This window comes from Bacillus siamensis KCTC 13613 (genome assembly GCF_000262045.1).
GTDB lineage: Bacteria > Bacillota > Bacilli > Bacillales > Bacillaceae > Bacillus > Bacillus siamensis.
Map to the genome: position 1 here is coordinate 544,050 of NZ_AJVF01000013.1, position 25,982 is coordinate 570,031.

Sequence of the window (25,982 nt, forward strand, 5' to 3'; positions counted from 1 at the left end):
ATTTATATGCTTATTTTCCGATTTTCACAATATCTTTTTGTTCCCGTTTTACAGTACCTTCGGCCGAAAGGGAAATCGTTTCACCCTCAGCAAGATTTGTAAAGACAATCGGTGTCATTAATGAAGGAACATGAGGTTTAACCGCCTCAAGATCAACTTCAAGCAGCTTTTGCCCCGGTTCAACCCGGTCACCCTCAGAAACAAAAGAAGTGAATCCTTCACCTTTCAGGCTGACTGTATCGATTCCGAAATGAATCAGAATCTCTCTTCCGCCGTCAGACTGGAGGCCGATCGCATGTTTTGTCGGGAAAACATTCAGCACTTTTCCGCGGACAGGCGATACGACGATTCCTTCTTCCGGAAGAATCGCAAAACCGTCACCCATCATTTTCCCTGAGAACACCTGGTCAGGCACATCCGTAATCGGATGGATTTCGCCGGTGATCGGAGAAACGAACACTTCTTCACCCTGCTCGTTTTGGAGCGGATCCGCGATAACCTCTTCAACCTGCTGGCTGACTTCTTCTTGTGCGGATACTTTCGGTTCAGGGCGCGGCGTGCGTCCAGCGATGATATCCTGCATCTGAGTTTTTAAACCATCAGAGCGCGGGCCGAAAATGGCCTGAATGTTGTTTCCGACTTCAAGGACGCCTGATGCGCCAAGCTGTTTCAGGCGGGCCTTATCCACTTTCTTCTGGTCGTTGACCGTAACACGAAGTCTCGTGATACAAGCATCAAGGTGTTTAATGTTTTGCTGATCACCCATCGCCTGAAGGATTTCATAAGGAAGGTCGCCGGCTTCGCCTGATGCGCCTGCCCCTTCATCTGCAGCTTCTTCTTCACGGCCCGGCGTTTTCAAGTTGAACTTCCTGATCGCAAACCGGAAACCGAAGTAGTATATGAGGGCTAATCCTAAGCCGACCGGAATGACAAGCCACCAAGCCGTCCGGTTAGGCAGAATTCCGAACAGGAAGTAGTCAATCAGACCGCCTGAGAAGGTCATGCCGATTTTTACATGCAGCAGCTGCATGACCATAAAGGAAAGCCCCGCGAATACGCAGTGAATCGCAAACAGGATAGGAGCCACAAACAAGAATGAGAATTCAAGCGGCTCGGTGATTCCCGTTAAGAAACTTGTCAGAGCGGCAGAACCCATGATTCCGGCTACAAGTTTTTTCTTTTCAGGCTTCGCTTCATGATAGATTGCAAGCGCTGCCGCAGGAAGGCCGAACATCATAAACGGATATTTCCCGGTCATAAATGTACCTGCCGTCAGCTGTACGCCGTCTTTAATCTGAGCCATGAAAATCCGCTGATCTCCGCGGATAATGTCTCCAGCGGCATCTTTATAGCTGAAAAATTCATACCAGAACGGCGAGTAGAAAATGTGATGAAGACCGAACGGAATCAATGACCGTTCAATCATTCCGAAAATAAAGGCCGCCAAGGTTGGATTCGCTTCCACAAGTCCCGTTGAGAAGGAATTCAGACCATGCTGGATTGGAGGCCAGATTACTAACATAATAAGACCGAGAATTAATGCAGAAATTGATGTGATAATCGGAACGAACCGCTTACCCGCAAAGAATCCGAGGTACTGCGGAAGTTCAATTTTATAAAACTTGTTGAACAATAACGCGGCCAGAACCCCGACGATAATACCGCCGAACACGCCCGTCGCCAAAGTCGGTATCCCCAGCATGTTAATATAGGCCGGATGGTTTTCCGCAAAAAACTTAGCGCGTTCAATTTTGTCAGACGGAATACTGCCGTTTGCCATAAGCACGGCGCTCATGGATACGTTCATGACCAAGTATCCGATAATGGCCGCGATTCCGGCAACACCGTCTCCATTCGCAAGACCGATCGCAACCCCTACTGCAAAAAGAAGCGGCAGGTTGTCAAATACGATTTGGCCGGCGCTTTCCATGACGTTCGCCACAAGCTGAACGTTATCATTGCTTAAGAAATGCATGACTTGGATCATATCTTTGTTCTGCATGGCATTCCCTAACGCAAGCAAGATCCCCGCAGCCGGTAAAATCGCAACCGGAAGCATAAGAGCACGGCCGATTTTTTGGAGAACGCCGAATAATGCTTTAAACATAAAGAATGTACCTCCCCTGTTAGCTAGTGTGACCTTACAGCGAAAATTCATGACAACGAATTCACAGGCGCAAGTCTTCAGTTTAACCGTTTACATTTGCCCTTTTACACAACAAAAAGCATGAGTAAAAAAGGGTGTGCAAAATAACGGGGCCGTTCTTCCCGTTTTTTACCCTCAATCACTCATGCCTGATCGAATCAGTGACACGTTTTTAAAGGTCTCAACTGAAATTATGAAATTTTATTGGTTAATCGGTACAGATGAAGCGTGAGATAAACCGCTTCCGCCTCATGAACTGGTTTTTTCAGCATTTGCTGTAAGATTTTTATCAGTTTCCAAGCAGTATTGTAGCATAGCGGGTATTCATTTTTCAATAATAACATTAACTTTTCTGGTTCTTTTGTCTGCTCTTCCCGTTTAATCCTATCTATGGTAAATCTGATATGCCGGATCAGCCGCAAATAGTGGACGCTTTCTTTATTGACTTTCATTTGGAAAGATTCCTCTATCACCTGAACGAGCCGGGACATCAGCTGCGAATGCTGGTTGACCTCTGAAAGGGACCGATTCGTCAGGGCGGAGTGGATATGAAGAGCGATAAAGCCGATCTCCCCTTCCGGAAGGCAGATTCCAGTCTTTTCATTAATCATGCCGACGACTTCACGGGCAATCTGAAATTCTTCCGGATAAAGCGTTTCGGTTTCCATAAGAAAAGGGTTTTTAATGTCAAAGCCCTGCTGCAGCCGCTTTACCGCAAAGGCGATATGATCCGTCAGCGCAATATGGATATGTTCATTTAACGGTTGGCTTGTTCGGTTCCTGATATGATAAATGACGTCATTGGAGATGTCGACAAGTGTCTCGTCCACATAACCGAGGAGCTTTTTAAATTGTTTTTGTTCTTTTTCATCCTTTAAGATGAACATCTTGTCATACCCTTTATCTTCAATGACATCCGCTTGTTTTTTTCCAAAGCCGATTCCTTTTCCGATCAAGACGACCTCACTGTATCTATCATGTGTTGCGATCAGCACATTGTTATTTAATACCTTCTCAACTGTAAAGGACCCCTTCATGATCCTCAGCTCCTTTGTCATTCAATACCTCATATCGTACAAAACGAACAGAAAGCGCGTCAATTCTTTTTTTAGACGGTTGATCGTTCAATAAGACGGTAATCAAGAATCTTCCTTGCCGGAGGCCCGCCGCTGATCCGATTCTTAAGCATGTGAAAAGCCTGCTTTCCCATTTCTTTCGTTTGTATATCTATTGTGGAAATACCTAACATCTTGCTGATAGCGTGATTGTCGATGCTCAAAATCGCCAGCTCTTCCGGAATGCGCGTCCCGTTTGCCTTGGCTTCAAGGTAAAGACCGGCGGATACTTGATCATTCGCCGCAAACAGCGCAGTCGGTTTGTCATCCCAGCTCTTCCATCTGTGAAAAAGGGCTTTCCCGTCAAGCAGCGTCAGCGCCTTTTCCACAACCAGCTCTTCCCTGTAAGGCCGGCCGATCTTCTTCAGCGCCTCTTTGTATGCGGCAATGCGGACTTGACTGTTTTTTCCCTTTTTTCTGGCCAGGCTGATCGCTATTTTTCGGTGTCCCTTTTCTATCAGATAATCCAGGCCGTGCCGAAATGCTTCCCCATGCGGATTACTGATTGAGGACAGCTCAGCGGCATCAGTGTGCTGGCAGAGAATAATGGGTTCTTTCACGGTAAGCAGCTGCTCATCGGAAATTGCTTTGGAGCAGATAATCAGGCCATCCACCTGGCGCTCCTGTAATTGTGATAAAGCAAAGCGTTCTCTTTGCTGCTGATAATCCGTCTGGTATAAAGAAAGATGCACGCCTGAGGCTTCGGCAGCCTCGGCAATACCCGCGACAAGGTCTGCAAAATACGGAAGATTCACCGACGGCAGCACAACGCCGATCATATCGGAAAAGCCTTTGGATAAATGCACGGCATGGATGTTGCGCGTATACCCGAGCGATTGTACCGCTTTTTTCACTCTTTTTCTTTTGTCTTCGCTTACATAAGGATGATCGTTTAATACTCTTGATACTGTTGTAACAGAAACTCCGGCAGCGCCGGCAATGTCTCTGATCGTAGCCATGGCGTCCCCCCTTTCTTTTTTTCCTTGATCTGGAATGCGTTTCATACAGTAAGCTAAAAACAAATACAGCCTATTCATTTGAAAGGAGAATTACAGTGATGGGGATTCTTTGCTTAATCGGTTTGTGTCTGGCCATACTCGGCGGCAGTTATCTTGCTATGCGGCCGCTGCGGGAAAAGCATGATATCAAACCATTTCAGCATTTTGATGACTTTTTCATTTAACAAGGTGATAAAAAAGGACACTGCGTTCCAGAACCGTCCTTTTTTATCACAAAGCTTTCTATTTCAGGATCGTTAATTCTTTCGGATATTGCGTTAATGCTTCGGCGCCGTCTTTTGTGACAAACACATCGTCTTCAATGCGCACGCCGCCTACATCCGGCACGTAAATCCCCGGTTCTATCGTGTACACCATACCTTCTTTGAGGAGCGTGTCGTTCGCGCTGCTCATTGATGGATATTCATGAACCGAAATCCCGAGTCCGTGGCCGAGGCGGTGGGGGAAATAGTCTCCGTATCCGGCTTTTTCAATAATGCCGCGGGCTTTTAAATCAAGATCGCCGATTCTCACACCGGGTTTGCTTAATTGAAGCGCCGCCTTTTCAGCTTTAAGCACCGTTTCGTAAATCTCTTCCTGTTTCGGGCTGATTGATTGGTATGCGAATGTTCTCGTAATGTCTGAGCAGTAGCCGTCAAGAATAACACCCAGGTCAAACAGAACGAAATCGCCTTTTTTCAGACGGTCTGTACCCGGATTGCCATGAGGCTGGCCTGATTTTTCTCCGAACAGCACCATCGTTGAAAACGACATGCCCTGCACGCCTTTTTTCTTCAGCTCAAACTCAATCTGCGCCAGCACTTCAGTTTCACTCACGCCCTCTTTAAGCGCTGCGACACCGACTTCAACTCCGTAATCCGCAAGTTTTGCCGCTTCCCTGAGAATGCTGATTTCTTTCTCATCTTTTACGAGACGGAATTGGTTGAGCGTTTCTTCTGCCGAAGCGAACGCGGCGCCCCCTGAAGCATGTTTGAGTTGTTCTGAACGTGAAAGCGAGATCGAATCCTTTTCAACCGCGATGGAATCAAGGCGCACATTTCGTTTTGTGAGCTCGGCTTTGATCAGCTCCCACGGGTCTTCGTGATCGCCGTAGCCGATAATTTCATGCTCCCACCCGGCACTGCGGGCTTGTCCGGCTTCCATTCCCGGACAGACGAAAAACGGCTCCTGTTCTTGAAACAGGAACAATCCCATTAACCGCTCATGCGGATCCGTATAAAAATCAGTCAAATAAAATACATTTTCCTTTGTATGTATAAACGCCGCATCGTGTCCTTCTTTTTTCAGCCAATCTGAAACACGTTGTAATCTGTTCATTTTTGTTTTTCCTCCTTACCAAAGTGGCTCTTTATTCATTCTATCAGTTTTCCGGCGTTTATGCTGTGAACGAACATTTAAAAAAACAGCCGCCCGATGTGCGGCTGTTTTGTTTATTTTAATAATCTGAGTCCGTTCAGTATGACCAGAATCGTGCTTCCTTCATGCCCGATAACGCCAAACGGCAGTTCCATCACCTGCAGGAAGTTGGCGCAGATCAACAGGCAGATGACCGAGAGCGAAAAAACGATGTTCTGCTTAATAATCCGGTTCATTTTCCGTGAGAGCCTGCACATTTTCACAAGCTTATGAAGATCATTTTTCATCAGGACCAAGTCAGCCGTCTCTAAAGCCACGTCCGTTCCCCCTCCCATCGCAATACCGACGTCAGCGGTTTTCAGAGCGGGCGCGTCATTAATGCCGTCTCCGACCATGGCGATTGTGCCGTATGTTTCTTTCAGTTTCTTTACTTCCTCTGCCTTTTGGTCAGGCAGACAATCGGCAACAACCGTCGTCATGCCAGCCTCTTTTGCGATGGCAGCCGCTGTTTCAGGCTGATCTCCGGTAAGCATGGCCGTTTTAATCCCGAGTGATTCAAGCTCAGCCATTACGGCTTTTGCTTCTGGCCGGATTTGATCCTTTAACGCAAAACAGCCCGCTATCCTGTCATCTTTCTTAACAAAAACCAGCGTACAGCCTTTATCTTTTAACTCATTTCCCGCTGTTTTCAAAAAAGCGTCTGCATCCTCTTTCCCTGCAAATCCAGCTTTTCCGATCATCCATTTGACGCCTTCTATATCGGCCTGAACACCGAACCCGGACGTCTCGTCAATCGATGTATGGCCTGCAGGCACAGCGCCCCGGCTTTCGGCAAATGCAGCTATCGCCTTTGCAAGCGGGTGGCTTGATTGCTTTTCAATCGCATACACCGCTTGCATGACCTCATCCTCATTCACTTGTTCCGCCGCTTGGAATGCAGCAACTGCAGGCTGTCCCTTTGTGACCGTGCCTGTTTTGTCAAAAGCAATCATCCGGACGCTTCCCAGCTGCTCTAAAAACACACTTCCTTTAACCAACAATCCGTTGCGGGCTCCATTTGAAATAAGAGAAAGCGCAGCGGGCATAATGGAAGCGACAAGAGCGCACGGGGAGGCGACCACCATAAACACCATCGCCCGATAAAAGGTTTCACTCCAGCTCCAGCCTAAAGCAAAATGAGGAACGAATAAAAGCAAAGCCACGGCTAAAAGCACGCCTTTTACATAGACACTTTCGAAACGCTCAATAAATGCCTGAGCCGGTGACACGCTGTTTTGAGCCGATTCCACCAGACGGATGATTTTTCTGAATAGAGACTGCTCATTTGTTTTCGTAACTCGGACCGTTAAAGAGCCGTTTCCGTTTACCGTTCCTGTAAACACAGAATCTCCGGCTGTTTTTTCCGCCGGCATCGATTCACCCGTCAGCGCCGATTCATCAAGACTCGTCGCGCCTGACTCGATGATCCCGTCTGCCGCTACGCGTTCGCCCGGCTTAATGACGATCATGTCGCCGATCTTGAGTTCAGCGGCCGGCACCCGCTTTTCCTGTCCGTCTTTAAGCAGGGTCGCTTCCTCCGGTTCCAGTTTCATCAAGGAGGTTAAATCACGGCTGCTTTTATTCATCGTATACGTTTCCAGCGCGCCGCTTAACGAAAAAATAAAGATAAGAACAGCGCCTTCCGCCCAATACCCGATAAGGGCAGAGCCGACAGCCGCAAAAATCATCAGCAGTTCAACATTTAAAGCCTTCGTCTCCAGCGTATCTTCAATTCCTTCTTTCGCTTTTGCAAATCCGCCGATCACAAAGGCCAGGATATACAAAGTAACGGACAGGCCTTTTGCTTCGGTGAAAAACCAGGCTGCAAGAATAAGGGCGCCCGATACGAGAGCCGCAATGATTTCCGCATGCTGGAGCCACTTTTTTCCGGACCGCTCTTCTTGAGTCTGCTGTTGTGAATGGGTTTGAGTCACCACTTGTTCATTCATTATGAATTCTCCTCTCTAATTGAGAACGCAAATCATCTTCATTTCCCTGATAAAAGCAAAACTGCCGCCTTACAGGCAGCATTTTCACAGTAATATCGCGGTGTTTTTCTTTATTATAGCACGCCGGCGAAAGATTTCAATTATAATTGTTTTAATTTCTTTTTGATAATAATTATCATTATAATCCCTTCAGCTGTTCATGATATGCAAAAAAGGAGCGGGAGGTAATCCTCCCGCTCCTTTTTATTTCTCAGACCATTCTTTTAATTGTGAAGCGGTCATCGGACCGACAATCTTTTTTTCGATTTCTCCTTTTTCATTCAGCAGAAATGACGTGGGAATCGTCATGATCCCGTATTCCTTCATAAGCTCGCCCTTAGAGTCAAGAACGACCGGGAATGTGAGATGGTGCTGATTGACAAAGTTTTGAACGGCCTCTTTGTTTCGCTCAGCATTCATGAGATTTACCGTTACAAGACTTACATCATCGGATTGATGCTGTTCATAATACGTTTGAAACTGTGGCAGTTCTTTTTTACACGGCGGACACCACGATGTCCAAAAATGCAAAATGGTTTTCTGCCCTTTATTCGGGACCGATATCTCGTCTCCTTCAATCGTCTTCATCAGAAACACGGCGGGAACTGCCTGTTTTTCTGATGAGGCTTTTGCTTCAGGCATCCAGAGAGAGGCAGCTATCAAAAGGACTGCGCATGCAATAAGACGGTTTTTATGCATAAGATCTTCCTTTCACGCGTTTCGGATAGCTTGCCCCTCCTTACTGAAATGTATCAGTCTTTTCAGCTCTCGATCCGGGGGGCTGTTCTTCCGCCGCCGGTCAGGAACACGGAGACACCGAGGTCTTTGCAGATCGTCGCGTAATGTAAACTTGTCAGAAGAATCATGCCGGTATTCATGCCAAGTATAATGCCGAGCATTTGCAGATTCGGCATAGAACCAAGCACATACATCATCGAAAGACCCACAATGCTGCTCCATACATTATGATAAAACGCCGTTTTCACATGACCGATGCCGATCAGACAGGCCTGAAGCGGCATCACAAACAGCTGAAAAAGAAAATACGGCCACAAAAGCTGCAAAAAATACTGCGCTTCCGGAGACTGAAAAAATAAATGGGTCAGCGGGCCGGCGAACTGAAACATGATCCAGACTGCCGGAATGCCATAGCCGAATGTAATAAAAATCGCTTGTCTCAGCCGTTTCAGTACAATGTCATATTGAGACAGCGCGTACGCTTCTGAAATGCTCGGAATCATGACGACCATCAGTGAATGAGCGATAAATGCGGGAAACGAACCGATCGTCACCGCTACACCGGCAAGCATGCCGTATTGATCAATCGCGGCTGCCCCGGCCGCCCCTGAGGCCAGCAGCGCTCCTTTTACTAAAAAAGGTTCAATGGCATTTGTCACCGCGTGAAAAATACGAAGTCCCGTTGTCGGAATGGATACCGCCAGAAGACGTTTCCGCACATCCTTGCCGCGGAGATGGATGTGCTGATGGCCGGAAAGCGTCCTCCTCGCCAAAATAAACTGCGTATACAAGTATACGAACACCACGACATCACTTGCGACCAGCACAAATAACGAAATGAGCACGGCCATATCAATTTCAAAAGAGTACCATTGAAAAAAGATAAACAGACAAAGCACTTGAATGATTTTTTTCAAAACATTCGCAACCGCGATTTTCCCCATCTGCTGCACACCCATAAAATAGCCTCTGGCGATGGATGTAAAAGCGACGACGGGAATCAGTCCGATGACAATCCCTTTAATAAAAGGGTGGTACGTATCGAATACAGGAATGAACGGCAGCGCGATGCTTGCGGCCGCGGTTGAAAACGCGGTAAATACGGCGGTCATTCTGAAGGCATGCCGGAGCATGCTTTCATGCAGCTTCTGATTGGATTCCGCGATGAATTTTGAGATGGAGATCGGAAGCTCCAGACTGGCGATCACGATAATGAGAAAAATGGTGGGCAGAATGCTCATGTAAAGCCCCATCCCATGCTCGCCAAGCTCCCGCGCCAGTATCATATTCACGACAAATTCCAGACATTCAGCGAAAAAGGCGGCGATGGATAAAAGAATGATCCCTTTCACAAATCGATTCATGGTGTCTCTCCTTGTCTCTCGTTCTTTCATCATCATATGAGACAAGTTCTGAAAATATTTTCGATTTCTTAAAATTGAAAAAAGCATAGCCGGGATATTTGTCCCGCTATGCTTACATAGCAAATACGTGTCTGCCGATCCGTTCGATAATTTTTCGGGAACGGATCCAATGGTCAGAAGCTGTTTTCGGATTGTAGAAAAACAATGCGTTCGTTTCTCTGCCCGGATGGTTAAGCGCCTCATTTGCGGCGGCGATGGAATCCTTATCCGGCTTTTGATTAATGCTTCCGTTTGCTACCGGTTCAAATGCATTCCTTTGATAAATCACACCCCGAATGGTATCCGGGAAGCCTTTCTTTTCAGTCCGGTTCAGCACGACGCTGGCTACCGCGACCTTTCCTTTATAAGACTCACCCTTCGCTTCTGCGTGAACGAGACGTGACAGAAGTTCCCTGTCGGCACTGGAATACGTCTTTTTCGGCGGCTGATAAGCCGTTTTCTCCGGTTTGGCTTTCTGCTCAAGATGAGATGACAGCTTTATCAGATGGATCGAATGCTTCTGGTCAGTTTTTGAAAACTTCGGAACCGAACTATTTCTATTTAAATCAGCAACCAGTGTGCTGGATTCTTGCTTTGGCTTCTTCGCTAAAGTAAACAGAGCTTCTGTATGTTCAATTTTTGTTGCAGGCATAAAACAAAGAAAAAAGACAGCCAAGGCAGCAAATTTTGTCGTCATACGCTTTCCTCCTTAAATACTTCACTACCTTAACAAGAGCAGTGCGCAAATTCACGGTTAAAGATTTTCCAACACTCCCAATCAGCTTTTATGATGGAAGAAGTTCGTTAACGGCCTTATTATTGGCAGAAAAACGGCCGTCATTTTCACAACATTAACCAAATTACAGTAAAAGTATCCATCGGAGGGATTTTACATTTTGTTTACATCTGTTACAGCAAGATGAAATGAGCAGCGAAAACAAAAAAAAGACTCCTCATATGTGAGGAGCCGTCAGCTTCTTGGCTGTTCTAAATACTGGAAAACAACATCTCCGCCCTGCTGTGCAATACCGCGGAAATGCTTAAAATCTTCCTGCTTCGATAAAACCGCTCGAAATGCAAGAAAATGTTCTTTCTGCACCCTGAATTCTTTGATTTCACCGGTGCGCATTTGGTTGATACGTTCTGATATTTCTTCAGGCAGCAACGAACACAGCCTCCTTTTCTCGGCTTTTTCCCGAAAATCAATATACCATCTTTCCCCCGCCGGGACAATGATTGAGCAGGCCGATACCCATATCGCTTTACTTCTTAAAGAAAATACTGCAAAATATTTTCAAACAGGATTTATGATAAAGGAGAGGAAGCTCGTGAAAATTGCTAAGGTTGGAAACGTCATTGAATTTAAAAACGGATTAACCGGTGTTGTTGAAAAGGTAAATGAAAACTCCGTCATCGTTGATGTAACCATCATGGATAATTATCGTGATCTTGAATTAGATTCCCTCACTGTCGTCAACCATAAAAATTATAAAATCATCAGAGACTCCTATTAACCCCCACTGAACAATCCGAACCATTTACATATCCCGCACAAAAGCTGCCGCCCGGCAGCTTTTTCAAATGATTTCAGATTTCCGTCATTTCAATGAAAAAATCTCCGGTCTCATCTTTATTGTAAAGATTTGTGATGGATGTATGGTAGTTGGTTATTTTGCCGCGGAATTCAAGACCCCGATCGGGCGCCTTAATTTCAAATGTTTTTTCATACAAAAGGACGGCGATGTCATGATACGTTTCAGAGGTCACCTTCAATATAAATGAGATGACGCGGCCGTTTTTGCCCGCACTTTCTTTACAGTCATACATTTCAAGCCTTACACCGTTTAACTCTAACGGCTCCATGACGAACACTCCTTCTTTTTACAGGACATGCTATCATGCTGATCATTCATTTACAATTGTTCCGCTCCGGATAAGAAAAAAACGGCGCAGGCCTTTACAAACATACGTTCCCCATTTTATAATGAAACAGACGAGCTGCCATCCAGCACCCGTCACGTAATGAAGCGGCGAGTATACTCCCCCCGGGTTTACTCGTCTTTTTCTTTTGTCCAGATGATTTCTCTTTTCATTATACAAGGTCTGTGCGGATATCATGCACCTTTCCGGCGGCGCGCCACAGACGAAAAATACCCCCGCTTAAAAGGCGGGGTTTAGGTTGTAGAGTTTGTAGAGGAGAATTCTACAAACCGTTAAACAAAACCATTGAAATATTGGATTGTCCAAATTTCGGATAATCAAAAGTATTGCAATAGCTGTTATACTGTAAGGAGAGGTGAACGGGATGGAGAAACAAATATTAGAAGCTATTCAGCAGTTATCAAAGGATATTGCTGAAGTTAAACAGGATGTAAAGGAAATCAAGGATACAGTTTCCCGTATAGAGGAAAATGAACCTGAAGAAGTTATGTCGATGCTCAAATTGATCAACAAGAACATCGAACTTGATCATAGTTATAACGATAAGAAATTCTCTAGTTTAGAAAGACGTATTCATGAATTCATGAATTAGAAGAGAGATTGAATAACTGAGTATTTTCGCAGACGTCTGCGAATTTTGCTACATCATAAGTTAAAAAGACCCCCTCACATCTAAAGTGAAGAGGTTGTTTTAATTATTTAGTCCTTATACTCCTCAGAAAAGCACTTCTGTTCTCTGTAGCATTTGTCAGCATTGTTGCATTTTCATTAAGCCTTTGTACTAATGCTTCTTTAGCTTTACCTTCAAATGAAGAGAGTAAAGCAACATACACTTCAGCTATAACCTGTTGTGCTGAAGAAAAGTCTGATGCGTTTTTTGTGTCTTCTTTTAGGTTCTGGCAATGAGTTTTTAAACTTGAACCCACAATTTTTTTTAATTCCTCATTCTGTTGTAACCGTCTGTAAAATTCATCTGCATCCATATTAACTCCATATGGCAATTTAAATCCCCCTTATAACCGTAACCAGCTTGCTAATTCATTATCCTTATCTTTTAAATCCTCAGCCATTTTAACAATAAACTCACTAATATCCTCTAAATCTCTAATCAAATAATGAAGAGAAGCCTCAGTTTGATACTGTTCTTCTGAGTCATAAAATGCTGCCCCATCTTTCACATAAGGTGCGTGAAACAATACAGCTTTATCAACATCGCTTGGTTCTAGATCCTTGAATTCTCCCAATCTCTTACCACAAATCGATTTTACGTCATACACCATTTTGCTGTGATCATGAGGGAATCGTTCAATTGCTTGTTTCTTTGTTTTTAAGTCTTCGATAGCTGCCTGTAATCGTTTAGCTAATTCTTTTGCATATTTAGCATCCACTTTAATTGTCTGGCCATTCATGCCTGAGAAAGATGAGAATGATTCGATATTCTGGTTATAAACACCTTTGCTGCCATCAACACTCTGGATATTACCATTCTTATCAAATTTAAAATTCGAATCATTTAAACTATGAGTATCAGGATTTTTTGCAAATGCTTGGCCATAGAAAGAAGTAATAAGACTCCCTAAAACACCAGGAATACCTAGAGACGGATTAAGCCGGTTTGCTCGATCTTGACGTGCGATGCTTGGATCTTTCGTATATATGGTTGTTCCGTTGTGTCTGTCGTATTCTAAAAACCATCCTGAGCCCACCATATCATCAGGGTTAATAATTGCCTTATGATACAAATCAAATTCGCCATTTTTGATTTTATTCTGTGTTTCTTCATCGTGCAGTTTAACAATGGAAGGGTTGTTAAAAGCTACACTGTAAACGTTATTGTTTACACCAGCGTATTCCGCATCTGCCCCTCCAAGTGAGTGACCTGTTGTCGAAATCACTGTGTTAGTGCCAGCATACTTTTTCACTTCATTGGCAACGAGCTTATCACCTTGATCAAATTGAGATGTCTTAGTGACAATTTTGTATTCTCCACTCTTAATCATCATTGCTTGTTCCATACTGCCGTTATACTTGGCAATAGCTTTAGAGTTTTCAGATGCATCCTTTTTCATTATGTATTGGACTTTCTTTTTCGGGTCTTTACCCATGACTACGTTGCCGCCATCTGCACTTATAACATCAGCTTTAATTTGTTCCTGATTTGTTCCTTGAAAACCTACAACGACATTTTCTGGTTTTTTTGGTTTTACCCATTTACCTTCTTTTTTCTTGGCTTGGACAAATACGTAAACATCTAGGCCTGTGTCTGGGTCTTTTTTGATTTTATCTACGTAAAAAGCCTTTTTTGAATCATTTACAAGTGGTGTCTTATTTTCATAGGCTTTTTTCATTTTCTTTTCACTGTATGTATTTTGACTGAGAGAAAAATAGTCTTCATCTGATAGATTAGGTATGTCGGTCTTTGTATTCATGTACAATGCCCCTTCCCTCATGTAAAATGTAAGACAGAAAGGATGGTTTTATGAAAAAATACATAATTATCCTTATATCTCTGGTTATTATAACACTTGGAGGGATATTTATGAAGGAACAACACGACAAAAAAATGGAAGCCCAAGAAGCTAAAAAAGAAGAATTGTATTCTTTGGCTAAAAAAAGAATGACTGACTTTATTAAAACAAACTATAAAGGTATTGAACAAATTAATTACACTGATGATTATGAGGTAAACCCAATGGGTGGCATTGAAATCAATGGTTACCTCAATGGAAATAAGAAAAAAGAAATATGGGGAATCTATGATAAAGGTAATGACAAAGTCATATCTTTCACTGTGGATGCAACCGAGAAGCCTGAGTGCGAAGATAACGTATGTGAGTATTAAGTATACAACCCCTCACCATAGAGTAGAGGGGTCTTTTATGCTTTCTCAAAACTCATTAGTATTATCAAAGGATCGGATACTTTTCTTAACCCACTTCAATAGATTTTTCAAAAAAATGATAATCCACTCTCATTATACGACAAGAAGGATGGTTTTATGGAGAAATCCATAATTATACTTACTACTCTAGCTCTAATAACACTTGGGGGAATATACATGAAACACCAATATGATGAAAAGCAAGAAAAAGTTAAGACTGCAGAACTAGAGTTATTTGATAAAGCTAAAAAACGAATGACTGATTACATAAATGCCAACTATGAAGGTATAGATAAAATTGATTTCTCGGACAAATATGAAATAGATCCAATGGGAGGGATTAATGCAGAGGGTTATTTGAACGGCAACAAAGAAAAAGAGTTTTGGGGGATTTATGACAAGTCAAATGACACTATAACATCGTCTTATGTTGATGCTAAAGAAAAGCCAGAATGCGAAGATAAGCCATGTGAATATTAAAAAGAGGATAAATCATCAAATAAACAAAAGTGTCCCCTCAAAGAAATTTAAGGGGACTATTTATTTACTTAAACCATTTTGCCATACTGACCAGACACATATCGGCGTTTACCGTTATGAATGATCTCCCAGTATCCTTTAGAATTGTTTGAACCTCTAACAGACCCAGCGATACAATTGTCTTATCAAGCCCAATTGCACCTATGTTCTTAGCTTTAATACGGTCAGGTTTGTCCATGATAATTGCAGCATTTGATACACCTACAATTTTAATCTTACCGACTGATTTTATGCCTGAATTTGTGGATTTTGAAGGTGCAGAAGATGCTTTCTTTCCAAAAGTATCAGTACCATAGCCCTTATAGTTGAATTGAAGGTGTGGCTGATCTACAAACCCTGTCCAATCTCCACCCCATTCAAAGCCAATTGATTTGGCATAAGCAATAAATTTCTTAATATCAGATGCACCATAACCATTCCATTTAGTATGAGATTTAGAATAACCACCAATCGTAAATTATCAGATTGGCTGTTCCACCTGTTCCGCTAAGTGGTACTGATTTTACTGCACCTCCGTATGGTACGAATTCAACCGGAATTGAGCCGAAAATGATTTCCGGATCTGTTTTCACATGCCCCCTTAAAATTAAAAACGCTCCCCATTTTGCGTACATTGGTGTCCGCGTACCTGCTGTAGCCCCATTCTTTAGCATGATGTTGACATATGTGACAGCTCCGTTCCATTTCTTACGCTCAGCATCAGAGGTATGCCGGATTTGATTAAAACTATGTGCAGTGAACTGTTGTAACAATTCTTCCATTTTAGCTTTGAAATCTGATGTGAACTGTTGAAGCAGCTCCCCAACTTTATCCTTAAATGACTTATTCACATGAATATCCTCATCATTTAATACTAATTCCTTATAAATCGTTATTACCTCCTTATCTGATAAATGCTATTGCTACACCATATCCCTTATTAGAATCATATGGCTGCTTAATTTTCATGACTGTTAATCCTGTGTTGTCTTCCGCTTTGGATCCCTTACCATTCTTAGCTATAATCTTATCACCTGCTTGAACAGTATCACCAATACGTAAATGCACCTGTCCAATAAGTCCAACAACATGCCACTCATCACGCTCCTGTCGTGAAGTGTAGTCTAATTCAGGATCATATCCGGATTGGGCTTAGCAAGGCTTTTCTTTTCAGTTTTTATGTTCCCATCCTTATCTGTGTATTCAACTTCAGTTTCTTCATAGATCAATCCACCGAAATCATTTCTTAAGTATCTGTCATTCCAATAAAACTCAGCACTACCTAATACCACGCCCGCTGTCTCAGAATAACACCTAGCATCTCATCACCTTTTAAAGCCTTGCGAATCTTATCTCCTTCAAGGGTTACAAGGTATCCACTTTCAATCTTTTTGCCATCTGCAGATTCAAAATACTCAGCATAGTCCTTGAAGTTTGAAGCACTTTCAACACGACCAGCACCTAAAATGTTACCGTTTTGTGAGTCTATTTCCCATTTAGCATTAGTGGTAGCCCCAGGAAAATGCGAATTTACAACGTTAATCAAATTCAAACATAAAAAAGTCGAATTCCCTGTCCTTTAAGGAGAACGACTTTTTTATACGACTTCTTCAAGTAAATCCCCATTAACCTTTTTTGGGGACTATTTGTAATCTCTGCGCAGTGAAATTATACCTGTGCTAGCCCGCCATCTACGAACAATTCAACACCCGTCAAGTAACTGCTTTCGTCTGAAGCAAGGAAAGATACAGCGTTTGCTACTTCTTCAGGTGTCCCAACTTTTCCAGCTGGAACAGTATTTCTCGTATTTTCCATGGCTCCCTCAAGTGCATCACCAAAAAGCTCATCGTATGCAGGTGTAAGAATAACTCCTGGACTAACCACATTTACACGGATTTCAGTGCCTTTTAGGTCAAGAATCCAGTTGCGAACTAGTGCTCTTAATGCTGCTTTAGATGCTCCATATACACTAAACGCCGGGTTGCCAATTGATCCAACAGTAGAGCCCGTTACAATAATAGAACCTACTTTGTCCGGGAATAGTGATAACGCTTTTTGAACAGTAAAGATGGTTCCTTTAACGTTAATGTCGAACGTTCTATCAACCTGCTCTTCAGTAATTTCACCTAATGGAAGGAAGTTGCCGGTGCCTGCATTAGCAAAAAGAATGTCCAACTTACCTTTTTCCTGCTTTATCATGTCATATAGTTTGTCTAAGTCTTCAAGCTTAGAAATATCACCTTGAACACCGGTTAAATTCTTGCCAATTTGGTTAACAGCTTTATCAAGTTCGTTTTGTCTACGTCCCGTGATATAAACATATGCACCTTCGTTTACAAATTTTTGTGCTGTAGCAAGACCAATCCCACTTGTTCCACCCGTTACAAGCGCTATTTTACCTTCAAATTTACCCATACTTAACACTCCTTTAGAATTAATATTATTTTATGTCTAGTACCTTTAAGTACTTGAAGAACAACTTACAAGATATAGTATCCTTCAGTAAGCACATTATCGGAAGTACCCACTTTTTTGTGATATAGTAACTAAAAAGTAATAAATGTGGAATGGAGAGCTTTAGACATGAAAAAATTTAGCTGTGGGTTTGAAGTGACAAAGGAAGTTATTGGAGGAAAATGGAAAGGTCTTGTATTATACTTTTTAATGAATGGACCAAAGAGAACGAGTGAATTAAAGCGCATTGTCCCAAATATAACTCAGAAAATGCTGATTCAAACACTTAGAGAGCTTGAAGCCAGTGGACTTGTGAGCAGAAAGATGTATAATCAAGTACCGCCGAAGGTTGAATATTCATCCACTGAACTTGGAGAATCTCTTAAACCTATCTTGCAGGAGCTCTGTCAATGGGGAGTCCATTATGCGGAGCAAGAGTATGCAGAAGGTGAATATGAAATTGTACAACCAGAACATGTAGCTGCTGAAGTAAATGCTAAACAACTTCAATACCATCACCTAACAGATGAAGAACAGTCAGAAATAAATGAGATATTCAATTTTGAAAGTAAGTTCTAATAAGAAGTGTCATGAACTATATTCAGGAGAACTTTGATGACATTCAAAAAAGAGCTGTTTCAAATGTTAAAGAGAAGGTTCAGAAACTTAGCCAAAAAATAAATGAAGATATTGATAATAATATTTAATGCCTGTGATCTCTAGATAGGCATTTTTTCTTTCGGATAAAAAAGAAAAGACGTACAAATTGTACGCCTTTATCTGCTTCTGTACTATCAATTTTTCACTGCATAAAAGTCACAGTTCAGGTTGCACCTCAGGTCACACTTTTTAATACATTTCCCACGAGTAGAGCCATTTTCATGTGTGACTTTTCCCGCTTTTACTGTGACCCCACTTCGTTTCACACTCCGTATCACACAACGGAATAATTACCGGTTGTCAATCGTCTCCGGGTACATATCATGATTCATCATCCGATGTTCGGCCATTTTTTCATATTTTGTTCCCGGTCTGCCGTAGTTTGTATACGGGTCAATGGAGATTCCGCCTCTTGGCGTGAATTTGCCCCATACTTCAATGTAGCGGGGGTCCATTAATTCGATCAAGTCATTCATGATGATGTTCATGCAGTCCTCGTGGAAGTCTCCATGGTTGCGGAAGCTGAAAAGATACAGCTTTAACGATTTGCTTTCCACCATTTTTTCGTCCGGAATATAGCTGATGTAGATAGTTGCAAAATCCGGCTGTCCCGTTTTCGGGCAAAGCGACGTAAATTCCGGGCAGTTGAATTTAACGAAATAATCACGGTTCACGTGTTTATTCGGGAATGATTCCAAAACCTCCGGCGCATATTCAAATAAATAGTTTGTCCCTTGATTCCCCAGGAGTGTAACTCCTTCTAATTCTGATTCTTTTCTTGTCATGTAAATTCTCCCTTTCTATTAAACTCCCCGTTTATTGCCCCAAAGCAATGTATGAAGCTGAGGCAGGACTCTGACGAGATTCAGATCCGAATCAGCAGAAACCTTATCAACGAGTTTTTCATATTTTTCGAGCAGATGCGCAATTAATGCCCGATCATCCGTCGTGTGGACATTATCGTTTCCGACCTGAAGATAAAACGGGATATTCGGATACCGCTTATGCACGGTTTTCGCGAATTGCAGATCTTCATCATTAAAAATGACGACCTTTAAGCTGACTGCGCTAAGCCTTTCAGCCGCATCAAGCGAAGATACGATGTGATCGAGCTTTGCAAAGTCGGTTGTCATCCCTGAACTCGGCGGCTTCGGTGAAATTGTCAGGTCGTTAATCATTGTAAACCAATCCTGATAGACCGTTCCCTGCGTTTCTAAAGCGGCGCGCACACCATGCTCTTTCAGCAGCAGAATCAGCGCGTCAAGCTGCTTTAACAGCGCCGGGTTTCCTCCTGAGATGGTAACATGGGAAAAGGCGTCTCCGCCGATTTCTCTCAGCTCGCGGTAAATGTCTTCCGCCGTCATCCAGCGGATATCTTTTTTGGCTGAGCCGTCCCATGTAAAGGCGGAGTCGCACCAGCTGCAGGAGTAGTCGCAGCCTGCCGTGCGGACGAACATGGTTTTCTGGCCGATGACCATGCCCTCTCCTTGTATCGTCGGTCCGAAAATTTCTAAAACCGGGATTCCTTTAGCCATTCAAATCACCTTTTTTCGGGCGGTATACGCAATAGCTTGTCGGGGTTTCCCTGACAAAAACCTGGACGCAGACCGGCTGATTCTCCAGTGTTTCGAGGTAGGACTGAACTTTATCGTAAATCGTTTTGGCTACGACTTCGGTTGTCGGCAGCGAATATCGGTCATCATCGGAAAATTCGTCATGGTCATTCAGCAATGTATGATCGTAAGCGCCGTGCACCAATTTCTTCAGCACACTGAAATTCACGAGAAAGCCTGAATCATCCAGTTCATCCCCTGCAACTGTAATATTTACTGTATACGTGTGGCCGTGGACTCTGCTGCACGCTCCGGCACTTTCACGGGGAATAAAGTGCGCGGCTGAAATGTGCATGTCCTTATTCAGCTCAAACGAATAAGGATGCTGAACCTGCGGGTAAATTTGAGAAAGCAATTAGTTCCGCTCCCCTTTCATTTTCATATATTCATCATATCCTTTATTGCGGAGCAGACATGCCGGGCATTCTCCGCATCCGTCCGCAATGATGCCGTTATAGCAAGTCAATGTGTTATTCTTTACAAAATCAAGCGCGCCGAGCTCATCAGCAAGTTTCCATGTTTCCGCTTTGTTCAGCCACATAAGCGGCGTATGAATGACGAACGGCTTTTCCATCGCCAAGTTGACGGTGACATTGCAGGACTTGACAAACTCGTCCCGGCAGTCCGGATAGCCGCTGAAATCAGTCTCGCATACACCGGTGATGATGTGGCGTGCGCCGATTTGATATGCAAGAATCGATGCAAAGGATAAAAATACAAGGTTGCGCCCCGGCACAAATGTTGTCGGCAGTTCGCCGTCCTTCGCTTCAATTTCGATATCATCCCGTGTCAGCGCGTTTGGCGCAAGCTGGTTTAAAAGAGACATATCAAGCAGATGATTTTTGACACCGAGCTTTTCGGCAATCGATTTAGCTACATCAATTTCTTCTTGATGACGCTGATTGTAATGGAATGTAACGGTTTCTACTTCTTCAAAGTTTTGCAAAGCCCATAATAAACACGTCGTGCTGTCTTGGCCTCCGCTGAACACCACAACCGCTTTTTCTTTTTTCATGTCTTTCTCTCCCTTATCTATCATTCAATAAAAAAAGCGCCTTTCTCGGAGAAGGCGCCCTAAAAAACATAAAAAAACCGTATCCAAGGATACAGCTCGTCCTTAGTTTTTTATAGAGGGTGTAGCTAGAACCTCTCCCGCATCAATACGGATTTTCTTCTTTTTTTCACTTTTGCTATCATACCATAATGCCGTTTCCCCTGACAATAAAAAAAAACAGCCTGAAACCTGTGTCAGGCTGCAAAAACCGATTTAAGCCCGGCTTTTCTTTTTCGGAAATGCCATCAGTGCAATACCGATCAGCACAAATAAGGCAGGCCAGAAAACAGAAACCGGGATGATCGGCTGATACATCAGCGTAAAGCATAGCGCGGTCAAGGTCAGAACCGCAACCGGAATGAGCAGCGCCTTTTGTTTCCCGCCGAACAGCCACAGTTCAAATAAACCGAATGCCGCCGCCAACAGGTAAACAGGCCATGTCACACCGGAATAGGCCCAATGGGTCGCCGTTTCAAAAACAAACAAGATCCCCGTAACCAATAAAATGCCGCCCGGTACGAGAAGTCCTGCGTTTTTGACCGGTTTCGGACCGAAAATCGGAATGTGAAAAGCGGCTGCAAGCAAAAGAATGAGTGCGGGCCAGCCGCGTTCGCTGATGACTTCATTTACATTGGTGAATATGCCGAAAATTCCCATTGCGCACAGAATCGCAGCAGCAGCCAATAGCCCCCTTTGCTTTCTTCCGAACAGCCAGGCTTCAACCAGGCCGAACGCTACGGCAAAGAGGTAGACAGGCGATGTCATATTTGCGTATGTCCAGTCTGTCAGCGTTTCAAACCATAATAACCCGCCAATCACAAGCAATGTTCCGCCCGGAATGAGAAGGCCCGTTCTTTTTTTCGGCTGCATGAAGGCAGCGGCGTGAAACAGAAGCGCTACTGCAATGATCAAAAGCGGCCACAGCCCTGTCAACAGCATACCGGCAAAGCATAGGGCACCCGTCCCTGCCAAAATCATAGCAGGAATCAATACGCCGATCTTTCTACCGCCGAAGTACCACAGCTCAAACAGACCGAGAGCAGGCGCCCATATATAAACAGGCCACGTCACGCCTGAATACGCCCATCCTGTTGCCGTCTCAAAACAAAACAGGAAGCCCAGCACAAGAAAAAGACCGCCGGGAACGAGCAGTCCCGTCTGTTCAGGCGTTTTTTTCGAAAAAACAAATCCGGCGTGAAACCCCGCGGACATTATAATGAAAAGAAACGGCCACGCCGAACCGGCAGAAAGATGTATAACTCCCGCCTTCTGTAAAAAAAACGCAATGCCGATACAAATAAAAATAAATCCCAATAATACACGTCGATCTTTCATCTCTTACTCCTCCCCATCATTTCCCAATTCATTATACAGAAATGGCAGGAAAAAAGAAGGGGAATTCCCAAAAAATACAGACATTTTCCTTATTTACGTTGTTTTTCTTTCGGGACTTTTTTGCAAACCAATGCGCCGATAAAGGCCAGACTCACATATCCAAACACCGGATAAACGGTGGAAATCAGCTGTCCGTAGCCGATTTGACTGACAATAAACGCAAACACCAAAATGCCGCCGTAAATATATGTACTTTTTATATGAAGAAAACTGTTTAATTGTTTTTCCAATCCATATAAATTGCCGATAACCGACGTAAACACTTCCCCGAAAATAATAAACAAATAGATGATATGAAGCGAGCGCGAATACAAATACACAACTTGAGCCATCGGAATGTCAAACTCCAGCACATCCGGCAGCACCGATAATGATAAGAAGCTCGCGACAAGCACCAGTGTCAACAGAGCGCCGCCTAAATAAGCCCCCCTTCTGATCACTTTCTCTGAAGACATTTCGTTCGCAAGCGGCACAAGGACGGCTTGGGCAAGCGATAAATTTAACGCGCCGTAAGAGACGGCGGACAAAAGCCAGTTCCACTTGTCAGGCCATACCCATTCGTCCGCATTTCTCGCACTTGTAAATACAAAAGAATCAGCAGCAACGATAAAAGAGAAGGAAATTAAAAGCGGCACAACCAATACATTAACGCCGAACACACCTTTTACGCCGCTTGTCATGACGGCAAAACTCAGGACGATCGTCAGAAGGATCCCCGCTTGTGCAGGCCAGCCAAGCTGTTCATGAAACAGCGCTCCCGCTCCGGACAGCATGACGGAGGTCACTCCAAGCAAGATAAACATCATAAATATGTTCACGGCGCGTCCGATGGACCGGCCGAATAAATATGTGTTCAATTCCTGATAAGATGCTGCATGAATCCGTTTGGAAATAATCATGATTTTGGCGCCTAAATATGTAAACATCAGACCGCTTACCACGATACCGAACAGACCGATCCAGCCAAACCTCAGAAAAAATTCAACGATTTCCCGTCCCGTGGCAAAACCGGCTCCTACAACCGTTCCTACGTATACGAATGCAAGCTGACTTGCAGAACCTTTTCTTTGTCCCATTTCACCCTCCGGCTATGCGCAGATTTGTCCAGGCCTTTTTATCAGCATATGAGACAAGTCGCCTGAAAAGAAGAACAAATCATCCTTCCCCAAAAACGAATTCAGCTCTCCCCTTTAAGCAAAAATATTGAAAGAAAAAAAGGACCGGCGTATACTCTTCATCAAGAAAGGTCAAACATTTCAAATGCCGCTTTTCATGCTGTAAACTTTGATTTTTCGCGGTTTAAAACAAAACACTTGAAAGTCAAAGAAGGTCAGAGTATACTATTCATCAAAGAAGGTCAAAGTTAAGGCCTTATTTTCTAATTCATTTGGTCAAAGAAGATCAAACAAGGAGGTTTTGGCAAATGCGTTGTCAACACTGTCAGAAAAACGAGGCGACGATTCGCCTGAACATGCAAGTCAATTCCATTCAAAGACAATTCGTTTTATGTGAAACATGTTATACAGAATTAACCCGCAAACCGGCTATGAGCATGGGTCCGCAATCTTTCGGATTCCCGTTTGAGCAAGGCTTCGCTCCCGGTCAAAATAAACAGCAGGACAGCCGTAAAAAGGGTCTGCTCGATGAGCTCGCTCAAAACGTCACAAACGGCGCAAAAGCAGGTCTGATTGACCCTGTGATCGGACGCGATGATGAGGTGGCGCGCGTAATTGAAATTTTGAACCGCCGGAATAAAAACAACCCGGTGCTTATCGGTGAACCCGGTGTCGGCAAAACGGCTATTGCAGAAGGTTTGGCGCTTAAAATCGCTGAAGGCGATGTGCCGAACAAACTGAAAAACAAAGAACTTTATCTGCTTGATGTCGCTTCCCTCGTCGCCAACACAGGAATCAGAGGCCAGTTTGAAGAAAGAATGAAACAATTAATGAACGAATTAAAAGAGCGGAAAAACGTCATTTTGTTCATTGACGAGATTCACCTTCTCGTAGGCGCCGGCTCTGCCGAGGGATCAATGGATGCCGGAAACATCCTGAAACCGGCGCTGGCCAGAGGTGAACTGCAGGTCATCGGGGCGACAACATTGAAAGAGTACCGCCAGATTGAAAAAGACGCAGCGCTTGAAAGACGCTTCCAGCCTGTCATGGTTCACGAGCCTTCTATCGAACAAGCCATCAGCATTCTTGAAGGCATTAAAGATAAATACGAGAAATACCACGGCGTCACATTCAGCGATGAAGCGATCAAAGCGTGTGTTACACTTTCTTCCCGCTACATTCAGGACCGCCATCTGCCGGATAAAGCGATCGACTTGTTAGATGAAGCCGGTTCTAAGGCAAACCTGGAGCTTGATACCGTAAATGAAGAAGATGCGGCTGAGAGACTTAAAGCAATTGACGCGGAGAAATCAAAAGCGCTTCAGGAAGAAAATTATGAGCTTGCCGCGAAACTGCGCGATGAAGAAGCGGCGTTGGAAAAGCAGCTGGCGCATGAAACACCGGCCGCTTCTTCAGAAATCGGGGCGGAGCATATTCAAGCCATCATTGAACAGAAAACAGGCATTCCGGTCGGAAAACTTCAGGCTGATGAACAAGTCAAAATGAAGGAACTTGAAGAGCGCCTTCATGAGCGCGTCATCGGTCAGGAAAAAGCCGTGAAAAAAGTGGCGAAAGCAGTCAGACGAAGCCGCGCCGGCTTAAAATCAAAAAACAGACCTGTCGGCTCCTTCCTCTTTGTGGGACCGACCGGGGTCGGAAAAACCGAGTTATCAAAAACACTCGCAGATGAACTGTTCGGTACAAAAGATTCCATCATCCGGCTCGATATGAGTGAATACATGGAAAAACACGCCGTTTCTAAAATCATCGGTTCACCGCCGGGATATGTCGGACATGATGAAGCCGGGCAATTAACGGAAAAAGTGCGACGCAATCCGTACAGCATCGTGCTGCTTGATGAGATTGAAAAAGCGCACCCTGACGTCCAGCATATGTTCCTGCAGATTATGGAGGACGGCCGTCTGACAGACAGCCAAGGCAGAACGGTCAGCTTCAAAGATACCGTTCTGATTATGACAAGCAACGCGGGAACCGGCGAAAAACAAGCAAAGGTCGGGTTCCAATCTGAAGAAAGCGTCATGGAAGAACAAACGCTGATTGATTCACTGAGCGCGTTCTTCAAACCGGAGTTTTTAAACCGGTTTGACAGCATTATTGAATTCCAATCCCTGAAAAAAGAACATCTCGTGAAAATCGTCAGCCTGCTTCTCGCAGAGCTTGAAGACACATTAAAAGAGCGCGGCATCAGCCTGAGCGTCACCGATGATGCGAAAGAAAAAATCGCTGAAATCGGCTATCACCCTGCTTTCGGAGCACGCCCGCTCAGAAGAACCATCCAAGAATTGCTCGAAGACGAAATGACAGATCTCTTATTGGATGACAATGAAATAAAAGCCTTCCATGTCGTAATGGAAGAAGACGGCATCAAAGTCCATGCACAATAAGAAAAAGCGGTTCCCTGTCCGGGGAGCCGCTTTTTTGTATCTTTTGCCATGCCGGAGGGCAGAAACTGTGAAGAATTCGGCAACAATTTCGCATTCACCCTAAAGTTCCATCCACTGCCACCGATATTAACCATAGAAAGC

At 43.9% G+C, this 25,982-nt stretch carries 25 protein-coding genes, 4 pseudogenes and 1 riboswitch; of the genes and pseudogenes, 7 read left to right on the forward strand and 22 right to left on the reverse strand.

Annotation, left to right across the window (positions count from 1 at the left end; all coding sequences use genetic code 11):
• Positions 1 to 10: 10 nt before the first annotated feature.
• The 3 genes from ptsG to Y79_RS0102800 all read right to left on the reverse strand — a co-directional run bounded on the left by ptsG (position 11) and on the right by Y79_RS0102800 (position 4,220).
• Positions 11 to 2,107 (reverse strand): glucose-specific PTS transporter subunit IIBC, encoded by a 2,097-nt coding sequence (gene ptsG / locus Y79_RS0102790; protein WP_016936322.1) that lies wholly within the window; start codon positions 2,105 to 2,107, stop codon positions 11 to 13.
• 230 nt (positions 2,108 to 2,337) lie between these two features.
• Entirely contained in the window at positions 2,338 to 3,204 is an 867-nt protein-coding gene (glcT, locus tag Y79_RS0102795) for a glucose PTS transporter transcription antiterminator GlcT (protein WP_016936323.1), read from the reverse strand.
• A 50-nt stretch (positions 3,205 to 3,254) separates the two neighbouring features.
• The gene (locus Y79_RS0102800) at positions 3,255 to 4,220 is read right to left on the reverse strand and encodes a LacI family DNA-binding transcriptional regulator (protein WP_016936324.1); all 966 of its coding nucleotides are present in this window, start codon (positions 4,218 to 4,220) and stop codon (positions 3,255 to 3,257) included.
• 98 nt (positions 4,221 to 4,318) lie between these two features.
• Here Y79_RS0102800 and Y79_RS1000000121815 point away from each other — a divergent pair, with 98 nt between their 5' ends.
• Entirely contained in the window at positions 4,319 to 4,444 is a 126-nt protein-coding gene (locus Y79_RS1000000121815; protein WP_016936325.1) for a hypothetical protein, read from the forward strand.
• A gap of 58 nt (positions 4,445 to 4,502) precedes the next feature.
• Here Y79_RS1000000121815 and Y79_RS0102810 read toward each other — a convergent pair whose 3' ends face one another.
• The 6 genes from Y79_RS0102810 to Y79_RS0102835 form a co-directional block, all read right to left on the reverse strand.
• On the reverse strand, positions 4,503 to 5,597 hold the full coding sequence (locus tag Y79_RS0102810; RefSeq protein ID WP_016936326.1) for a M24 family metallopeptidase: 1,095 nt from the start codon (positions 5,595 to 5,597) through the stop codon (positions 4,503 to 4,505).
• A 113-nt stretch (positions 5,598 to 5,710) separates the two neighbouring features.
• A complete protein-coding gene (locus tag Y79_RS0102815; RefSeq protein WP_016936327.1) occupies positions 5,711 to 7,624 on the reverse strand; it encodes a heavy metal translocating P-type ATPase in 1,914 nt (637 codons plus the stop codon).
• A gap of 243 nt (positions 7,625 to 7,867) precedes the next feature.
• Positions 7,868 to 8,362, reverse strand: coding sequence for an endospore biogenesis thiol-disulfide oxidoreductase StoA (gene stoA / locus Y79_RS0102820; protein WP_016936328.1), 495 nt, complete (start codon positions 8,360 to 8,362; stop codon positions 7,868 to 7,870).
• 62 nt (positions 8,363 to 8,424) lie between these two features.
• Positions 8,425 to 9,765, reverse strand: a complete 1,341-nt coding sequence (locus tag Y79_RS0102825) for a polysaccharide biosynthesis protein (RefSeq protein WP_016936329.1) — start codon at positions 9,763 to 9,765, stop codon at positions 8,425 to 8,427.
• 112 nt (positions 9,766 to 9,877) lie between these two features.
• Complete coding sequence (locus Y79_RS0102830; RefSeq protein WP_016936330.1) at positions 9,878 to 10,501, reverse strand: cell wall hydrolase; 624 nt, start codon at positions 10,499 to 10,501, stop codon at positions 9,878 to 9,880.
• Between the two features lie 273 nt (positions 10,502 to 10,774).
• On the reverse strand, positions 10,775 to 10,969 hold the full coding sequence (locus Y79_RS0102835; RefSeq protein WP_012117423.1) for a hypothetical protein: 195 nt from the start codon (positions 10,967 to 10,969) through the stop codon (positions 10,775 to 10,777).
• Positions 10,970 to 11,132: 163 nt separating this feature from the next.
• On the opposite strand from Y79_RS0102835, the gene Y79_RS0102840 reads away from it, so the two are divergent.
• Positions 11,133 to 11,318 carry a YkvS family protein gene (locus tag Y79_RS0102840; RefSeq protein WP_003232446.1) on the forward strand — a complete coding sequence of 62 codons (186 nt, stop codon included), beginning with the start codon at positions 11,133 to 11,135 and terminating at the stop codon, positions 11,316 to 11,318.
• A gap of 73 nt (positions 11,319 to 11,391) precedes the next feature.
• Here Y79_RS0102840 and Y79_RS0102845 read toward each other — a convergent pair whose 3' ends face one another.
• The gene (locus Y79_RS0102845; protein ID WP_016936332.1) at positions 11,392 to 11,667 is read right to left on the reverse strand and encodes a DUF3219 family protein; all 276 of its coding nucleotides are present in this window, start codon (positions 11,665 to 11,667) and stop codon (positions 11,392 to 11,394) included.
• 442 nt (positions 11,668 to 12,109) lie between these two features.
• On the opposite strand from Y79_RS0102845, the gene Y79_RS1000000120320 reads away from it, so the two are divergent.
• Entirely contained in the window at positions 12,110 to 12,337 is a 228-nt protein-coding gene (locus Y79_RS1000000120320) for a hypothetical protein (protein WP_016936334.1), read from the forward strand.
• Positions 12,338 to 12,440: 103 nt separating this feature from the next.
• On the opposite strand, the gene Y79_RS0102860 is transcribed toward Y79_RS1000000120320, so the two are convergent.
• Complete coding sequence (locus Y79_RS0102860) at positions 12,441 to 12,746, reverse strand: hypothetical protein (RefSeq protein WP_016936335.1); 306 nt, start codon at positions 12,744 to 12,746, stop codon at positions 12,441 to 12,443.
• Positions 12,747 to 12,758: 12 nt separating this feature from the next.
• Positions 12,759 to 14,174: a hypothetical protein gene (locus Y79_RS0102865; protein ID WP_016936336.1), complete on the reverse strand. Its 1,416-nt coding sequence runs from the start codon at positions 14,172 to 14,174 to the stop codon at positions 12,759 to 12,761.
• A 50-nt stretch (positions 14,175 to 14,224) separates the two neighbouring features.
• Here Y79_RS0102865 and Y79_RS0102870 point away from each other — a divergent pair, with 50 nt between their 5' ends.
• Positions 14,225 to 14,587 (forward strand): DUF1433 domain-containing protein, encoded by a 363-nt coding sequence (locus Y79_RS0102870; protein WP_016936337.1) that lies wholly within the window; start codon positions 14,225 to 14,227, stop codon positions 14,585 to 14,587.
• Between the two features lie 156 nt (positions 14,588 to 14,743).
• Positions 14,744 to 15,106: a DUF1433 domain-containing protein gene (locus Y79_RS0102875; protein ID WP_016936338.1), complete on the forward strand. Its 363-nt coding sequence runs from the start codon at positions 14,744 to 14,746 to the stop codon at positions 15,104 to 15,106.
• A 68-nt stretch (positions 15,107 to 15,174) separates the two neighbouring features.
• Here the strand turns inward: Y79_RS0102875 and Y79_RS1000000121920 are convergent.
• From Y79_RS1000000121920 to Y79_RS0102900, 4 genes and pseudogenes are all read right to left on the reverse strand, one after another.
• Positions 15,175 to 15,587 (reverse strand): annotated as a pseudogene (locus Y79_RS1000000121920) (M15 family metallopeptidase); the annotation flags it as partial.
• Positions 15,588 to 15,615: 28 nt separating this feature from the next.
• Positions 15,616 to 15,909, reverse strand: a pseudogene (locus Y79_RS0102885) (hypothetical protein); the annotation flags it as partial.
• Between the two features lie 139 nt (positions 15,910 to 16,048).
• Positions 16,049 to 16,658: pseudogene (locus tag Y79_RS1000000120570) on the reverse strand (peptidase G2 autoproteolytic cleavage domain-containing protein); the annotation flags it as partial.
• A gap of 155 nt (positions 16,659 to 16,813) precedes the next feature.
• On the reverse strand, positions 16,814 to 17,560 hold the full coding sequence (locus Y79_RS0102900; RefSeq protein ID WP_016936341.1) for an SDR family NAD(P)-dependent oxidoreductase: 747 nt from the start codon (positions 17,558 to 17,560) through the stop codon (positions 16,814 to 16,816).
• Positions 17,561 to 17,728: 168 nt separating this feature from the next.
• Here Y79_RS0102900 and Y79_RS01000000119930 point away from each other — a divergent pair.
• Positions 17,729 to 18,082, forward strand: a pseudogene (locus tag Y79_RS01000000119930) (winged helix-turn-helix transcriptional regulator); the annotation flags it as partial.
• A gap of 467 nt (positions 18,083 to 18,549) precedes the next feature.
• On the opposite strand, the gene queF reads toward Y79_RS01000000119930, so the two are convergent.
• From queF to Y79_RS0102940, 6 genes are all read right to left on the reverse strand, one after another.
• Complete coding sequence (queF, locus tag Y79_RS0102915; RefSeq protein ID WP_003154673.1) at positions 18,550 to 19,044, reverse strand: preQ(1) synthase; 495 nt, start codon at positions 19,042 to 19,044, stop codon at positions 18,550 to 18,552.
• Positions 19,045 to 19,062: 18 nt separating this feature from the next.
• Complete coding sequence (queE, locus tag Y79_RS0102920) at positions 19,063 to 19,794, reverse strand: 7-carboxy-7-deazaguanine synthase QueE (protein ID WP_016936344.1); 732 nt, start codon at positions 19,792 to 19,794, stop codon at positions 19,063 to 19,065.
• A complete protein-coding gene (gene queD, locus Y79_RS0102925; protein ID WP_016936345.1) occupies positions 19,787 to 20,227 on the reverse strand; it encodes a 6-carboxytetrahydropterin synthase QueD in 441 nt (146 codons plus the stop codon). Before queD ends, queE begins: the two co-directional genes overlap by 8 nt.
• Entirely contained in the window at positions 20,228 to 20,887 is a 660-nt protein-coding gene (gene queC / locus Y79_RS0102930) for a 7-cyano-7-deazaguanine synthase QueC (RefSeq protein ID WP_003154679.1), read from the reverse strand. It lies immediately after the preceding gene.
• Positions 20,888 to 20,983: 96 nt separating this feature from the next.
• Positions 20,984 to 21,028: riboswitch (PreQ1 riboswitch) on the reverse strand.
• Positions 21,029 to 21,139: 111 nt separating this feature from the next.
• Positions 21,140 to 22,261, reverse strand: coding sequence for a hypothetical protein (locus Y79_RS0102935; protein ID WP_016936346.1), 1,122 nt, complete (start codon positions 22,259 to 22,261; stop codon positions 21,140 to 21,142).
• Positions 22,262 to 22,350: 89 nt separating this feature from the next.
• Entirely contained in the window at positions 22,351 to 23,397 is a 1,047-nt protein-coding gene (locus Y79_RS0102940) for a YkvI family membrane protein (protein ID WP_016936347.1), read from the reverse strand.
• A gap of 347 nt (positions 23,398 to 23,744) precedes the next feature.
• Between Y79_RS0102940 and clpE the strand changes: the two genes are divergently transcribed.
• Positions 23,745 to 25,841 carry an ATP-dependent protease ATP-binding subunit ClpE gene (gene clpE / locus Y79_RS0102945; RefSeq protein ID WP_016936348.1) on the forward strand — a complete coding sequence of 699 codons (2,097 nt, stop codon included), beginning with the start codon at positions 23,745 to 23,747 and terminating at the stop codon, positions 25,839 to 25,841.
• Positions 25,842 to 25,982: the final 141 nt, after the last annotated feature.